Genomic DNA, 14,847 nt, shown 5'->3' on the forward strand with positions numbered 1-14,847 from the left:
CTTGGTAAGCGTGGTCAAAACAGATTTTTTTTAAAATGTCCATAGCTTAATCGGATTGAACCAACATTATCACCGAACTCTATGCCTTGTGATACAATAGTGTGTTTGGATAATAATTGATTTAAAATCGCCAACTCTTGTGCGGCACTACTAACAGGTAAATGAGCATATAAATGAAAACCGCCGGTAGGTATTTGGTAAGTGATGTCTCCTTTAAAATAATTATTAAGCCAATCCATTAACTGAGTGGCTTTGTGCTCTAATTGTAGACGTAACCACTTTTGGTGGGTTTGGTAATGATTTGTTAAATACTCTTCGGCTAAAAGTTGCGGTAATATACTTAATCCTGAGTCAATATGTTGACGTATATTGGCCAGTTTTTCGATAATTTCGCACGGAGCAATCATCCACCCTACACGTATATTACGACCGATATATTTGGATAATGATCCTAAATAGACAACTTGATTACTGGTATCGAATTTTTTTATTGGTGTAATATTGGTCTTTTCATCAAAGGCTAATCCACTATAAGCATCATCCTCAACAATACCAATACACTGTTTTTGACAAAATGCCAATATCTGTTTTTTTCGATGGTTACTCATCACACAACCTGTTGGGTTTTGGAATATCGGATTTATAAATAACCATCTGATTTGCCGCTCTAACGCTACTTTTTGTAAGCTCTCTAAGGTTATCCCTTCATTATCACATTCAATGCCATAAAGCCTAACGCCTGCCGCTTGGAAAAGTGGTAATGAATAAAAATAAGAAGGTAACTCAATACCTATTGCATCGCCAGGTTTTAATAATCCTTGAGTAATCAAAAATAGTGATTGTTGCGTGCCCGAGGTTATTAAGATTTGATCGGTATCAACCGTCATACCAAGTTGCGTTGCCATATAGTTGGCGATTTGCAGTTTGAGAGAAGGTAATCCCAATTGCAAAGTGTCACTCTGTTTTTCATAAACAATCATTTCATGCGAAGTAATATGGGGTAATATCAATTTGGGGATCATATTAGTTGGCAAATCACCATTAGCCAAATCACAAATATATGCCATTTGCTGACGAACCTGAGCGACTTTTTGTTGATAGACATTTTTGCGATGCTGATAAAAGTGAGATGGCAATCGCCAGTTAATGGTGGAGTAAGCTTGAACTCCCCATTTTTGCTCATTAATAAATGTCCCGCTACCTTGCTTACGAACTAATACACCACGTTCGGTTAAAATATCCAGCGCATGCACAATCGTTGAGCGGTTAACTTGTAGATTTTTGGCTAACTCGCGCTCCGATGGTAATCGTTCACCAGCAATTAATACTCCTTGTTCAATATAGTTTTCAATCAATTGGATAACTTTCTTAAATAGTGCTCCGTTAAAAGGAATTAATTTTTGTCTGTGCCACATTGTTTATTTTATTGAATTTCTTTTAAAACTCATTATTTTGCTTAAAATTGGATGGTACAATTATAGTCCAATTGGCTGTTTATTGCAGTGATTTAATTCTGAATAATAGTCCATAAACTAGACAGCTAACAATTCAGGAGTAAAAATGAAAACAGGTACACAAACCGTAAAACGTGGAATGGCACAAATGCAAAAAGGTGGCGTGATAATGGATGTCGTCAATGCCGAACAAGCCAAAATCGCTGAACAAGCAGGTGCCGTAGCCGTAATGGCTCTAGAACGAGTTCCTTCCGATATTCGTGCTGCAGGTGGCGTGGCAAGAATGGCTGATCCAACTATCATTGAAAACGTGATGAAAGCGGTAACTATACCAGTGATGGCAAAAGCGCGAATTGGTCACATTGTTGAGGCGCGTATTTTAGAGTCAATGGGCGTTGATTACATTGATGAAAGCGAAGTACTCACCCCAGCTGATGAACAATATCACTTATTAAAAGATGAATTTACTGTTCCTTTTGTGTGTGGTTGCCGTGATTTAGGTGAGGCATTACGCCGAATTGGTGAAGGCGCTTCAATGCTACGCACCAAAGGTGAACCGGGAACAGGCAATATTGTTGAAGCGGTAAGACATATGCGTCGTGTTAATGAGCAAATTCGTCTCGTGGTTGGCAAATCAAAAGACGAGCTGATGACGTTTGCTAAAGAAATTGGTGCACCTTATGAGTTAGTATTACAAATTAATCAACTTGGAAAATTACCTGTGGTTAATTTTGCGGCTGGTGGCGTTGCAACACCTGCTGATGCAGCATTAATGATGCAACTTGGTGCCGATGGTGTGTTTGTCGGTTCTGGTATTTTTAAATCGCAAAATCCAGAAAAATTTGCCAAAGCGATCGTTCAAGCAACCACTTATTTTGATGATTATCCAAGATTGGCTGAGCTGTCAAAAGGATTAGGTGAAGCGATGAGAGGAATTGAAATCAGTAAATTAAGTGAATCAGAAAGAATGCAAGATCGAGGTTGGTAATGACTTCAAAAGCATGTAAAACTATTGGTGTGCTTAACTTACAAGGTGCTGTAACTGAGCATTTGAATATGCTCGCGAGCCTTGATGGGGTGAGCCCAATGACAGTTAAGCAACCTGAGCAGTTAAGCCAGCTTGATGGCTTAATTATTCCTGGTGGAGAATCAACAGCTATTAGCCGTTTAATTAAACAAAATGGATTATTTGAACCAATACAATCATTTGCTAAACAAGGTAAAGGCATCTTTGGTACCTGCGCGGGGTTGGTACTTTGCGGTAGTTCAACTCGCCATAATGAAGTTGAACAACTCGGGTTACTAGATATTACTGTCGAACGTAACGGTTTTGGTCGGCAAATCGATAGCTTCGAAACCAAGATTGATGTTGCGCCTATCGGTCAACAAATTCCAGCAGTCTTTATTCGCGCACCGTATATTACCAAAACGGGTAAGCAAGTAACACAACTCGCTTTTATTGATAATCATTGTGTGATGGCAGAGCAAAATAATATTTTAGTTTGCTCATTCCATCCCGAATTAACAACAGACAATCGTATAATGCGCTATTTTGTTGAAAAATGTTAGTTACAACCTTCACCCCATTTTTAATTGGATAAAAATGGGGTGAAGGTTGTACTATTTAATAATTGACAAGAATTATTAGTGCTTTTTTACCTGCAAAAACCCCGTTCCTCAACTTTTTTACTTTTTCTAAATGATGTTAATTATTAAGTCATCTATATCTTTTTTTTTATTTATCTGTACAATGCATTAAGAAATGATAAGTATGACAAATAAAGAAGGAAATTCGTTATGATGACGGGTAATTGCTTATGTGGCGACATTGTCTATCAACTTAATAGTGATATTAAAGCGATCGTTTTTTGTCACTGCTCACGTTGTCGCAAACAAACTAGTTCGGCTTTTAATTCGGCAACAGTGGTTAATAAGGAAGATTTAACTTTTATTAAAGGTGAAGAAAATATAAAAGTGTTTTCTCATGCTGGCGTTAATCGCCATTTTTGTAGTAAATGTGGTTCGCATATTTTTTCTAGTCGGGATAATGATGCTAGTACTTACCGTTTGCGCATAGGCTTGATTAATGAACCGATTAATGCTGAAAAGTGTATTCATGTTTATACCGGTTCAAAAGCAAATTGGGATACTATTTGTGATGGTTATCCTGAATATGAAGAAGGTATTCCGGCTAAATAATAATAGTCCAGTTATAGGACAAATCGTAAATAGCCGGACGATGATCAGAGTGAAACTAAAACATCATCGTCTCAACAAGCTTCATCTCGTTGCCAATAGGTTTTATATGCAAAACCCATTAGATTATTGGTCATCTTAATTTCTTGTAATCGTATAGACCAAATCGGAGCTTTCATCACTCTGGCAAAGGGAAAAGCATGATAATAAAGCTCATAGGCATGGCTTGCCTGATTTTCAGTAAGTAGTTCAGCGTTAGCTGTAAATTGAATGCCCTGTATTTTGATGATCGATTTTGGACTATTGCTAATTGTACCTGCAACATTTGGATTTTTTAGCATCGCTTGTGCATGCTTAGTTTTTAATTCTGATAAGAGGTATAAACACCAATTTTCTTTATCAAATACATAAAATGCATTACATACCCATGGTTGATTTTCCGCTAATATCACGCTTAAACTTAAGACATGTTGCTGTTGTATAAATGTTGTGATTTTAAGATCGGACGACTTCATGATTTTATTCAGACTTTTGATTTAAATGCATATCTTCACCCCAGCGAGGTAGACTCGGCACCTCAATATCAAACAGGTCGAGCGCTCTTGCAACACTGTGGGTAATAATATCATCGACACTTTCAATGTGTTGGTATAACGCAGGAACGGGTGGAAAAATAATGCCGCCCATTAATGTCACCGTTTCCATATTTTTTATATGGCCTAAATGTAATGGCGCTTCTCGTGTCATTAAAACTAAGCGGCGGCGCTCTTTAAGTACGACATCAGCTGCGCGAGTTAATAAATTATCGGATAAACCATGAGCTATTGCAGCTAGTGTTTTCATTGAGCAAGGTGCGACTAACATGCCTATCGTTTTGTATGACCCACTGGCGATTGCGGCACCTATGTTATCAACTGAATAAACGATATCAGCTAAGGATTCTAATTGTGCTAATTGGGATTTAGGATGCTCGTAATTCCCCGTTATTTTAGCGGCTTTAGAAATAACGAGGTGAGTTTGAATGTCCATCGGTTTTAGGAGTTCTAAAGCTTTTATACCGTAAGCAAAGCCTGTCGCACCACTTATGCCAATTATCATTCTTCCCATATTGATTCCTGTTGTTAAATCGAAATGCTAACTTTAGCGTCTATTTTAGCTTAGATTAGCACGTTATAGATAATAATATCTTTGCTGGGGAAATTTAATTTACTAGAGAAGAAAAGCACACCGCCAACCAAGTTGCCAGCGGTGCTATTTGATATAACTTATTCTATAGCCATTGGTTGGTTAACAATTTTTGTTTCTCGTTGACCTTGAATTGCTTTAATTTTTGCTGCATATTTTGTAACTTCATCTTTACTTGATAACAAATTATACTTCAATATAAACTCAGCACTTTGACCTGGCTCAAGTTGACGAACTCTTTTTTGCGCCCGTTCAATGGTAACTGGATAAGCAAAGCTGGTACCAGGCTCTAAACCCGTAACGTATCCTTGTTTGAGTGTGTCAGTGTTTTTCCATAATGAGAGTACAGGAAGTTGGTTTATATTAAAAGCAATACCAGCAGCTTTATCACCTGCTTTATTTGTTACCATGACTTGTGTATCTCCTTTTTCATCAGCATAAGGATATACATTAAAAACCATTTCATCAAAATTTTTAGTTGGTCCTAAATAAGTTTGCCAAGTTTTTAGTCCTGCTTGAGCATAATCATTAAATGGCGATATTTCTTTAACCGGTGCCACAAATTTTGCACCTTCTTCTAAAATTGGAGTACCATAATTACTATGATAAATAATCTGATAATCCTTTATATAATCACCTTTATTCGTAATCGTATCATGTACAATGAACTCTTTTGTACCAGGTACATAACTCAACGACACCCAAGTTTCTAAATTACTCTTTTTAAATGTGTTTTCTTTGATTAAACCTTTTACGTTAATCGTATAAGGTGCTTTATCATCAATAGTTACAATTAATTTCGATACTGGCGTATTTTGTGCTCGTCCATGAAGTGTATATATCATACCATCTGCTTGCACTGCATGTCCTGTCCATTCAAATCCACAACGTACCATCATTTCATTAAATCCATCAAGCCATCCTAATCCAGAACGGCTTTCTAAATTTATAAATTTTGGATTAACTATTTCATTTACAGGTGAGTCCCAACCCATTCGTATACCATCCCCTACGACTGATATTACACCTAAACCACGCGTAGGACTCAATTTGATTGAAAAATTATTACTCTTAATAGTAAGTAGTTCAGTTCCTTCTTGCTTACCACCTTTGAGAATAACGTTTTCAACAGAAAATATTTCTGATTTAATACCTAAATCTTTGCTTGATATAGACCATTTTCCCTGTTTTATATTTTTTTCGCTATCTGTTAAGACAAACTCTTTTGCATTGGCCGTCATAGAAGCTAAACAAGTTAATACAGCTAGTGATGTTATTTTAACTTTCATAATTTATTCCTTATAGATGAAATGAACAAAACTGAATCGGTTCAGTTAATATGACATGAAAAAGGAAAAATTAATAAAAAAAATATCAAAAATGCGAGCTAATTCACAATTTCGATATAAATTAAAATAGTAATAATGTTGGGATTAAAACTTTTTGTAAAAAAATTAGCAAATAGGTCTTACTTGCCCTACTTTCCAGTGTTTTCGACAAACTGAGTGGTATTCGCTATCACCAAGATGTATCGAATTGCCAAATTTAACTATTTGTCCATTTTCGCCTTCTAAAAGAATCATTGTGGCTTTTTTACCGCACCAGCAAACCGTTTTGAGTTCGCGATAATTATCAGCAATTTCTAATAGTGTTTTTGAACCTTCAAATAAATGTCCCATATAATCTGTTTTTAGGCCAAAAAACATCATTGGAACGCCAAATTCATCACACACGTCTGATAATTTCCAAATGGTATTAGATGATAAAAATTGACTTTCATCAATCAAAATACAGGCATAGTTATTTTGTTTAATCTGTTCAATAATACCATCGACAGTATTATCATCAAGTTGTAATGCTTTTTTACGTAAACCAAGTCGGGAGACAATCTCAACTGCAGAGTCACGGGTGTCGACTGATGATTTAAGTAATAAAGTCTGCATATTATTACTTAAATAGTTATGATCGATTTGCAACAGTTCAGTGGATTTCCCGGCATTCATTACGCCATAAATATAGTAAATTTTAGACAAAATCAGCGTCTCAAAAGTTGAATATTAATTATCGATAACAGAGAAAATAAAAGGTAAGCGGTCAAACTTACCTTTTGATGAATCAAATTATTTTGCTTTACCTTGGTTTGCAACCGCTGCTTGTTTAGCTGCGATTTCATCTGCATTACCTAAGTAATAATGTTTAACCACTTTCATGTTATCATCAAATTCATAAACTAATGGTACACCAGTTGGGATGTTAACATCGATAATGTCATCATCACTGATATTATCTAAATGTTTAACCAAAGCACGAAGTGAGTTACCGTGAGCTGCAATAATAACGCGTTCACCTTTTGCAACACGTGGCGCAATAGTTGATTCCCAGTAAGGAAGTACACGTTTGATAGTCAATGCTAAGCTTTCGGTTAATGGTAAATCTGATTCAGGTAATTTGCTGTAACGTGAATCGTGCCCAGGGAAACGTTCATCTGATTTTTCAAGTGCAGGAGGAGTAATAGCGAAGCCACGACGCCACAACTTAACTTGATCATCACCATATTTAGCAGCAGTTTCAGCTTTATTTAAGCCTTGTAACGCTCCGTAATGGCGTTCGTTTAATTTCCAGTTCTTCTCAACAGGTAACCATGCTTGATCAACTTCATCAAGAATGTGCCATAATGTATGTATTGCACGTTTTAAAACTGAAGTATATGCATAGTCAAATGTAAAACCTTCTTGTTTTAACAATTTACCTGCTTCAGCAGCTTCTTTGTTACCTTTATCGGATAAATCAACATCAGTCCAACCACAAAAACGGTTTTCCTGATTCCAAACGCTTTCTCCGTGACGAATAAGAACTAATTTTTTTACTGCCATGAATATAACTCCTTAGTTACGTAAAATAAAATGGTTAAATGAATTTTATTAAAAATGCATGTTTAACTTTATGCATTTTTAACATATTAATCGTCTTTATGTATTCAAAATACTCATTAATTTGATAAGTATTTTAATGGGTCAACTGATTGCGCTTTATAACGAATTTCAAAATGTAGTCGTACTGATGAAGTTCCAGTTGCACCCATTGTCGCAATTTGTTCACCTGCTCGAACATTTTGTTGTTCTTTAACCAAAATAGTTTGGTTATGCGCATATGCCGTTAAATAGTCATCATTGTGTTTCACAATAATTAAGTTACCATAACCTGGCAATGCATTACCAGTGTAAACCACCCGACCATCGGCTGCTGCAACAATTTTAGTACCTAAAGTGCCTGCAATATCAATTCCTTTAGTCGCATTAGAGAATTTTTCGATGATCTTACCTTGTGCTGGCCACTGCCATGTAATATTAGCGACATTAGAGGTGGTTGTTGGTATCACAGTTGGGCTATTTTCAGTTACGGTTTCAGTGGTTTGAACCGTATTAATTGGTTTATCTTTGCCATTTAAGGTGGTGGTAGTCACGGTTGTGACGACTGGTTTAGTTGAACTATTGGTTGATTGACCAGTAGTACGTGCATTAGTTGATGTTGTTTTTTTAGTTTCAACAATCGTTGTACCGCCACTGACATCAAGTACTTGACCTACATTAACAGCATAAGGTTCTTGAATGTTATTTTTAGCGGCTAACGCACGATAATCATTACCAGTAACCCAAGCAATATAAAATAATGTATCACCTCGTTTAACGGTATAAGTATCACCTTGGTATCCACCTTTTGGAATATCATTATAATTACGATTATAAACAATACGCTCATTCGATGTTACAACACTAGCTGAAGAATTAGTTGTTGCAGAAGAGTGAGATGTAGGTGCTGAATAAGTTGATGGAGATGAAGAAACTCGACTACCGATAGAAATATTCGTAGGCGGTTTTGAATAAACCGATGAGGTTGAAGATCTCGATGAATCGGATATATCTTCAATGTCAGCTGGATTTGTCTGCGTACACGCAGCAATCATCAGACTTAAACAACTTAATGTGAGAGTTTTTTTCACAATAACACCTTTCATTTGTTTATATAGTTTTAATATGAACATTTTATCGCTTTTATAACAAAAAGCTATTATATTAATTACCAGCAAGCTAAATCAATAAAATCACTGTTAAAAAAGCACATTTAATGTCTATAAGTTGTAAATTGAGCAATTTTTGCAGGTTATGTTGCCAATAATTGATAAAGCAACTTCTAAACTAAATTTGAAATCCAAATTACCAATATCAGTAATAACAGTTTAAAGAGGTTTGAAAAATATACTATTTTTTGCCCATTCAATTAATAATCACTAACACTATTTACGATGCAAGGAGCATATACAATAAATTTGGTATAGAATAATTCATGCTTTGAATTTTACAATGATCTGAAAATAATGACTCTATATATTGTTGCTACACCTATTGGTAATTTAGATGATATTACCCTTCGCGCAATTAATACCCTTAAACAAGTTGATCTGATTGCCGCTGAAGATACTCGACATAGTGGACTGCTTTTACAACATTTAGGCATAAAAGCTAAACTGATTGCCTTACATGATCATAATGAGCAAGAAAAATCACAACTGTTGATCGAAAAACTAAAATCAGGATTATCAATTGCGTTAATATCTGATGCAGGTACACCTTTAATTAATGATCCCGGTTATCATTTAGTTAAGGCTTGCCGAGAAAATAACATCAATGTGGTACCTGTCCCCGGTGCTTGTGCAGCAATTGCTGCGCTTTGTGTTGCTGGGTTACCTTCTGATAGGTTTAGTTATGAAGGATTTTTACCCGCTAAAACGAAAGCACGACAAGATTATCTCACTAAATTGCTTGATGAATCTCGAACGATGATTTTTTATGAATCCACACATCGACTTTTAGATACGTTGCACGATATGCAAACCATTTGGGGAGGCGATAAACAGATCGTATTAGCCAAAGAACTAACCAAAACATGGGAAACGATTGTCAATTTTTCCATAATAGAGTTGATTGATTGGTTACAAGAAGATAGTAATCGACAAAAAGGGGAATTTGTTTTGATTGTCGAAGGAAATAATAAAACTAATGATGTGATTGATTCGAAAGCAATTAATACACTGAAACTATTACTTAAAGAGCTACCTTTAAAAAAAGCAGCGGCAATAAGTGCTGAAATTTACGGACTGAAAAAAAATCAATTGTATCAATTGGGGTTAACATTCGAAAATTAAATAATAATTCGATAGTTAATAAAATGGTTTCAATGATACCCACACTTTGATTTCAAATATTGGTTTCGATAAACTTATTTTAAACTGCATCAGCATTAGCACAATTAGCACAATTTAGTATATAATTAACAACTATTTTTAAGATTTTTATAACACAAGGTAATAAACAATATGGGATTTAAATGTGGAATTGTCGGTCTCCCGAATGTGGGCAAGTCAACGCTTTTTAATGCATTAACCAAAGCTGGAATTGAAGCGGCTAACTTTCCGTTTTGTACTATCGAACCAAACACAGGTGTAGTGCCAATGCCCGATCCGCGTTTAGATCAATTAGCGGAAATTGTTAAGCCACAACGAACCTTACCAACGACGATGGAATTTGTTGACATCGCAGGTTTAGTTAAAGGTGCGTCTAAAGGTGAAGGGCTTGGAAATCAATTTTTAGCCAATATTCGTGAAACCGAAGCGATTGGTCACGTTGTTCGTTGTTTTGAAAACGAAAACATCGTCCACGTTGCCGGTAAAATCGATCCGGCTGAAGATATTGAAATCATTAATACTGAGCTTGCTTTAGCAGATCTTGAAGCTTGTGAACGTGCAATTACACGTTTACAAAAACGTGCTAAAGGTGGTGATAAAGACGCTAAATATGAACTTGAAATTCTTGAAAAGTGCCTTCCTCACCTTGAACAAGGTAAAAAATTATTACTTTTAGATTTAAGCAAAGAAGAGTTAGATGCAATTAAATATCTAAGCTTCTTAACTTTAAAACCAACCATGTACATTGCCAATGTCAATGAAGATGGTTTTGAAAACAATCCTTTTTTAGATAAAGTAAAGTCCATCGCTGAACAAGAAAAAGCCGTAGTCGTACCAGTTTGTGCCGCTATTGAAGCCGAACTTGCTGAGCTTGATGACGCTGACCGTGATGAGTTTATGCAAGATCTTGGTTTAACCGAACCAGGCTTAAATAGAGTCATTCGTGCAGGTTATAGTCTGCTTAATCTACAAACTTATTTTACTGCTGGTGTTAAAGAAGTTCGTGCATGGACTATTTCTGTTGGTGATACTGCACCGCAAGCTGCAGGTAAAATTCACACCGATTTTGAAAAAGGATTTATTCGTGCTCAAACCATTGCTTTTGATGACTTTATTAAATATGGTGGTGAACAAGGGGCTAAAGAAGCGGGTAAAATGCGTTCAGAAGGAAAAGATTATATTGTGCAAGATGGCGATATTATGAATTTCTTATTTAATGTTTAATTAACTTTTAATGGGTGTCTTTAAGTACGACACCCTATTCATTCGTTTATCAAGTATAACTAAAAATTAATCACCCGCCAAATTAAACGGTCTATCACTCATCTCTAGAAAGGGTAATCAATTATGAGGAACTTCATTTATGTTATTAACCTTTGAGCAAGCTAAAAAAAATATACTTGAAGCAGTATCCATTAATTATCATCCTTTAACTAAAAAAGTGGCATTATTTGATGCTTTAGATCGTGTTACGGCTGAACCCGTTATCTCTCCAATTAATGTACCTAGTTTCAATAATTCGGCTATGGATGGTTATGCTGTGAGATTATCAGATATCAATCAATCTAAATTATTACCTTTAGCAGGCTCGATTTTTGCCGGGGATGATATCTCTAATTTAAATTGGCCTATCGGAACCTGCTTACGTATTATGACTGGCGCCCCTGTACCTGATGAAGCAGATGCGGTTATTATGCAAGAACAAACTGAACAAAGTAAGTCTGGTATCAATTTTTTACATGAAATTAAAATCGGCAGCAATATTCGTTATATCGGTGAGGATGCCAAGCAAGGAGCGATTGTGGTGACCAAAGGTACTCGTTTAACTATTCCAACACTCTCTAGTTTAGCTACCCTTGGCATTGCTGAGATAACCGTGTTTGATAAATTAAAAGTCGCCATTTTCTCAACCGGCAATGAATTATCAGATATTGGCAATCCATTAATAAATAATAGTGCTATTTATGATAGTAATCGCTTTACGCTCAAATTACTACTAACTAAATTAAATTGCCAAATCATTGATTTAGGGATTATTGAGGATGACCCAAACAAAATTAAACAAACGCTTGAAGCAGCGTCTAAACTTGCTGATTTAGTGATTACCAGCGGTGGGGTGTCTGTTGGTGATGCAGACTATACTAAAACCGCTTTAGAAGAGCTTGGCCAAATCAAATTCTGGAAAATTGCAATAAAACCAGGCAAACCATTTGCTTTTGGTAAGATTGGTGATGCGTTGTTTTGTGGATTGCCCGGCAATCCGGTTTCAACTTTAGTCACTTTTTACCAGTTAGTTCAACCGCTAATTTTAACACTTACCGGACAGAATTTACTCGCCAGTGATTTATCGTTCAAAGTAAAAACAGCAACTAATTTAAAAAAAAGTGTTGGTCGATTAGACTTTCAACGTGGTGTGTTGCAAGTTAATTCTGATGGTGAGTTAGAAGTTGTTTCAACTGGTCAACAAGGCTCACATCTAACTCAATCATTTAATCAGGCTAATTGCTTTATCATACTTGAACAAGAAAGAGGCAATATTGCTAAAGGTGAATTTGTAACAGTTGAGCTATTTAACAATTTATTAAAATAAAATGATTAAAATAGCGCAACTAAAATTGCGCCGGTCGCAATCATGGCAACACCAACGGCAGACAGAAAAGAAATTTTTTCACCAAAAATAATAGCAGCAAAAATAACCGCAAAAACGACACTAAGTTTATCTATTGGTGCAACTTGCGACACTTTACCTTCTTTAATTGCCATAAAGTAAAATAACCACGATAATGCCCCTGCTACCCCACTTAATGCAATAATAAGTAAAGCCTTTTTATCGTTAAAAAACGTGTTAATAAGATTTAGCTTTCCTTGCACAGCTACCACCCCAACTAAAAATATCGCCATAACAATCGCTCGTATTGCCGTTGCGGTATTAGCATCAAGATGTTGTAAACCAATTTTCCCTAAAATTGCAACGCAGGCAGCGGTTATTGCAGATAATAAGGCATAAATAAGCCAAGCGCTCATACTAGTATCTATCGACTTGGAAAAGATATTGTTGATTATTTGAATTTTTCTGGCATTGCTCAGATTTGCTCATCACGCCTCGGCAATCCTCAAGTACACCATGGGTTTTTGACCAATGATATTGTTTGCCTTCATCATTTTTACCACCACAGGCAGTTAAACTCAGAGCAAGACATGTTATTGCGATTATTACTGGTTTCATCTTATTCCCCTTGCAAATAATGAGTCATTTTTTAATTTACTGATTATTTTAATGCATTATTAAACGGATTGATAGCAAAGCTATCACCTATTTTTAATATATGAAAGTCGCGATCTTCTTTTAGTGAATTTAATACAGATGGCGGTTCGTCTAATGGTTCATCCGCTAATTCAAATGCACCCCAATGAATTGCTAAAGCTGATTGGCAATTTAATTCATCATAGAGTTGCAACGCTTGTTTTGGATCAATGTGTTGTGATTGCATAAACCAACGCGGTGCATAAGCACCGATGGGGATCAATGCTAAATCGATTTGCTTAAATCTATCAGCAATTTTCTTTAAAATGGATGAATAACCAGTATCCCCCATAAAGTAGATGGTTTTTGTTAGCGATGGATTATCGATATCTGTTTGCATTACCCAACCACACCATAAGGTTTTATTCACATCAAAAACACCGCGATTACTCCAATGCTTTGCAGGTGTCGCCGTATACGTTATTCCATTAACCTTACTAGATTGCCACCAGTCCAGTTCAATAACTTGTTTTGCTCCCCACTTTAATAGTTTTGTTTTAAGCCCCAGAGGAACCAAAATAGTCATTTTAGGAAAGCGTGTTACCAGATGTCGGACACTATTAAAGTCAAGATGGTCATAATGGCTGTGTGATATCACAACCACATCAATTGATGGTAATTTATCAATGGTAATGGCGGGTTGGGTTCGTCGCTTTGGGCCGATAAATTGAAACGGCGAAACTCTATTGGAAAAAACCGGATCGGTTAATATCCATTTATCATTAAGTTTTATCAACGTAGTTGAATGACCTATCCACCAAACTCTATTTCCTTCTAGGTTAATATCAATTGAGCTACACCATGTTTGACTAAATGCGTGGTATCCGGCTTTTGGAGGTAAGACTTTACGTTTAATCCGCCAACGCAAAGCATCAATAAATTTAATTGAAAAAGGTTCAATATTGTCAAATCCTCCGACTTTATGATGTAACATATCACTTAGTTCATTTAGTGACTTATTTAGTAGTTTATTTTGTTTATTCATTAAGTTAATCTTGTTTGGTTAATTAACACTGCGTTCAATTAACACAGCAACATTACCAGCATTGGCAATAGCATCTGGTTTTGAAACTTTTACTTTTAACCATTGAACAGAAAACTGTTCAATGACTAACTCTGCAACACGTTCAGCCACCGTTTCGATTAGTTCAAATCGATTTACTTCAATAAATGAAGTTATCGATTGGCAAACTACAAAATAGTCTAAACAAAATTCAATCTTATCGCTTTTTCCTGCTGGTTTATTATTCCATGCAATTTCTAAATCAAGAATTAACTTTTGTTTAATGGTTTTTTCCCAATCATAGACTCCAATTGTGGTATAAACTGTTAGCGACTCAATTAATACTCTATCTTTAATCATCAAACTCATCTTTAATTCCAAGCATTGATACTGTTTAAAATAGAGATTACCGAATCTTAATAAATTACGCTATAATTTATTTCAAATAACAGTAAATATCTGG

General features: G+C 35.7%; 17 protein-coding genes. 6 read left to right on the forward strand and 11 right to left on the reverse strand.

What is annotated here, in order from left to right; all coding sequences use genetic code 11:
* Positions 1 to 14: 14 nt before the first annotated feature.
* Entirely contained in the window at positions 15 to 1,415 is a 1,401-nt protein-coding gene (locus AC5LXI_RS10545; RefSeq protein WP_493442277.1) for an aminotransferase-like domain-containing protein, read from the reverse strand.
* 145 nt (positions 1,416 to 1,560) lie between these two features.
* On the opposite strand from AC5LXI_RS10545, the gene pdxS reads away from it, so the two are divergent.
* The 3 genes from pdxS (at position 1,561) to AC5LXI_RS10560 (ending at position 3,653) form a co-directional block, all read left to right on the forward strand.
* Positions 1,561 to 2,442, forward strand: a complete 882-nt coding sequence (gene pdxS, locus AC5LXI_RS10550; protein WP_493442278.1) for a pyridoxal 5'-phosphate synthase lyase subunit PdxS — start codon at positions 1,561 to 1,563, stop codon at positions 2,440 to 2,442.
* Positions 2,442 to 3,023 (forward strand): pyridoxal 5'-phosphate synthase glutaminase subunit PdxT, encoded by a 582-nt coding sequence (pdxT, locus tag AC5LXI_RS10555; protein WP_493442279.1) that lies wholly within the window; start codon positions 2,442 to 2,444, stop codon positions 3,021 to 3,023. The genes pdxS and pdxT overlap by 1 nt, the downstream gene beginning before the upstream one ends.
* A gap of 228 nt (positions 3,024 to 3,251) precedes the next feature.
* The gene (locus tag AC5LXI_RS10560) at positions 3,252 to 3,653 is read left to right on the forward strand and encodes a GFA family protein (protein WP_493442280.1); all 402 of its coding nucleotides are present in this window, start codon (positions 3,252 to 3,254) and stop codon (positions 3,651 to 3,653) included.
* A 71-nt stretch (positions 3,654 to 3,724) separates the two neighbouring features.
* On the opposite strand, the gene AC5LXI_RS10565 is transcribed toward AC5LXI_RS10560, so the two are convergent.
* The 6 genes from AC5LXI_RS10565 to nlpD all read right to left on the reverse strand — a co-directional run bounded on the left by AC5LXI_RS10565 (position 3,725) and on the right by nlpD (position 8,835).
* Positions 3,725 to 4,165: a hypothetical protein gene (locus tag AC5LXI_RS10565; RefSeq protein WP_493442281.1), complete on the reverse strand. Its 441-nt coding sequence runs from the start codon at positions 4,163 to 4,165 to the stop codon at positions 3,725 to 3,727.
* 4 nt (positions 4,166 to 4,169) lie between these two features.
* Positions 4,170 to 4,757, reverse strand: a complete 588-nt coding sequence (locus AC5LXI_RS10570; RefSeq protein WP_493442282.1) for a UbiX family flavin prenyltransferase — start codon at positions 4,755 to 4,757, stop codon at positions 4,170 to 4,172.
* Between the two features lie 158 nt (positions 4,758 to 4,915).
* Positions 4,916 to 6,124, reverse strand: a complete 1,209-nt coding sequence (locus AC5LXI_RS10575) for an aldose 1-epimerase family protein (protein ID WP_493442283.1) — start codon at positions 6,122 to 6,124, stop codon at positions 4,916 to 4,918.
* Between the two features lie 165 nt (positions 6,125 to 6,289).
* Entirely contained in the window at positions 6,290 to 6,868 is a 579-nt protein-coding gene (locus AC5LXI_RS10580) for a thymidine kinase (RefSeq protein ID WP_493442284.1), read from the reverse strand.
* Between the two features lie 87 nt (positions 6,869 to 6,955).
* Positions 6,956 to 7,708: a 2,3-diphosphoglycerate-dependent phosphoglycerate mutase gene (gpmA, locus tag AC5LXI_RS10585; protein ID WP_493442285.1), complete on the reverse strand. Its 753-nt coding sequence runs from the start codon at positions 7,706 to 7,708 to the stop codon at positions 6,956 to 6,958.
* Positions 7,709 to 7,824: 116 nt separating this feature from the next.
* On the reverse strand, positions 7,825 to 8,835 hold the full coding sequence (nlpD, locus tag AC5LXI_RS10590; protein ID WP_493442286.1) for a murein hydrolase activator NlpD: 1,011 nt from the start codon (positions 8,833 to 8,835) through the stop codon (positions 7,825 to 7,827).
* Between the two features lie 375 nt (positions 8,836 to 9,210).
* Between nlpD and rsmI the strand changes: the two genes are divergently transcribed.
* The 3 genes from rsmI (at position 9,211) to moeA (ending at position 12,667) form a co-directional block, all read left to right on the forward strand.
* Complete coding sequence (gene rsmI / locus AC5LXI_RS10595) at positions 9,211 to 10,038, forward strand: 16S rRNA (cytidine(1402)-2'-O)-methyltransferase (RefSeq protein ID WP_493442287.1); 828 nt, start codon at positions 9,211 to 9,213, stop codon at positions 10,036 to 10,038.
* Between the two features lie 171 nt (positions 10,039 to 10,209).
* The gene (gene ychF / locus AC5LXI_RS10600) at positions 10,210 to 11,301 is read left to right on the forward strand and encodes a redox-regulated ATPase YchF (RefSeq protein ID WP_493442288.1); all 1,092 of its coding nucleotides are present in this window, start codon (positions 10,210 to 10,212) and stop codon (positions 11,299 to 11,301) included.
* Between the two features lie 139 nt (positions 11,302 to 11,440).
* Positions 11,441 to 12,667: a molybdopterin molybdotransferase MoeA gene (moeA, locus tag AC5LXI_RS10605; protein ID WP_493442289.1), complete on the forward strand. Its 1,227-nt coding sequence runs from the start codon at positions 11,441 to 11,443 to the stop codon at positions 12,665 to 12,667.
* A 5-nt stretch (positions 12,668 to 12,672) separates the two neighbouring features.
* Here moeA and AC5LXI_RS10610 read toward each other — a convergent pair whose 3' ends face one another.
* Genes AC5LXI_RS10610 through folB form a run of 4 tightly spaced genes read right to left on the reverse strand, consistent with a single transcriptional unit; the run spans position 12,673 to position 14,744 of the window.
* Positions 12,673 to 13,101, reverse strand: coding sequence for an EamA family transporter (locus AC5LXI_RS10610; RefSeq protein WP_493442290.1), 429 nt, complete (start codon positions 13,099 to 13,101; stop codon positions 12,673 to 12,675).
* 1 nt (position 13,102) lies between these two features.
* Positions 13,103 to 13,303 carry a hypothetical protein gene (locus AC5LXI_RS10615; RefSeq protein WP_493442291.1) on the reverse strand — a complete coding sequence of 67 codons (201 nt, stop codon included), beginning with the start codon at positions 13,301 to 13,303 and terminating at the stop codon, positions 13,103 to 13,105.
* 43 nt (positions 13,304 to 13,346) lie between these two features.
* The gene (locus AC5LXI_RS10620) at positions 13,347 to 14,366 is read right to left on the reverse strand and encodes an MBL fold metallo-hydrolase (RefSeq protein ID WP_493442292.1); all 1,020 of its coding nucleotides are present in this window, start codon (positions 14,364 to 14,366) and stop codon (positions 13,347 to 13,349) included.
* 18 nt (positions 14,367 to 14,384) lie between these two features.
* A complete protein-coding gene (gene folB / locus AC5LXI_RS10625) occupies positions 14,385 to 14,744 on the reverse strand; it encodes a dihydroneopterin aldolase (protein WP_493444294.1) in 360 nt (119 codons plus the stop codon).
* Positions 14,745 to 14,847: the final 103 nt, after the last annotated feature.

The organism is Gilliamella sp. LMG 34361 (assembly GCF_984569075.1).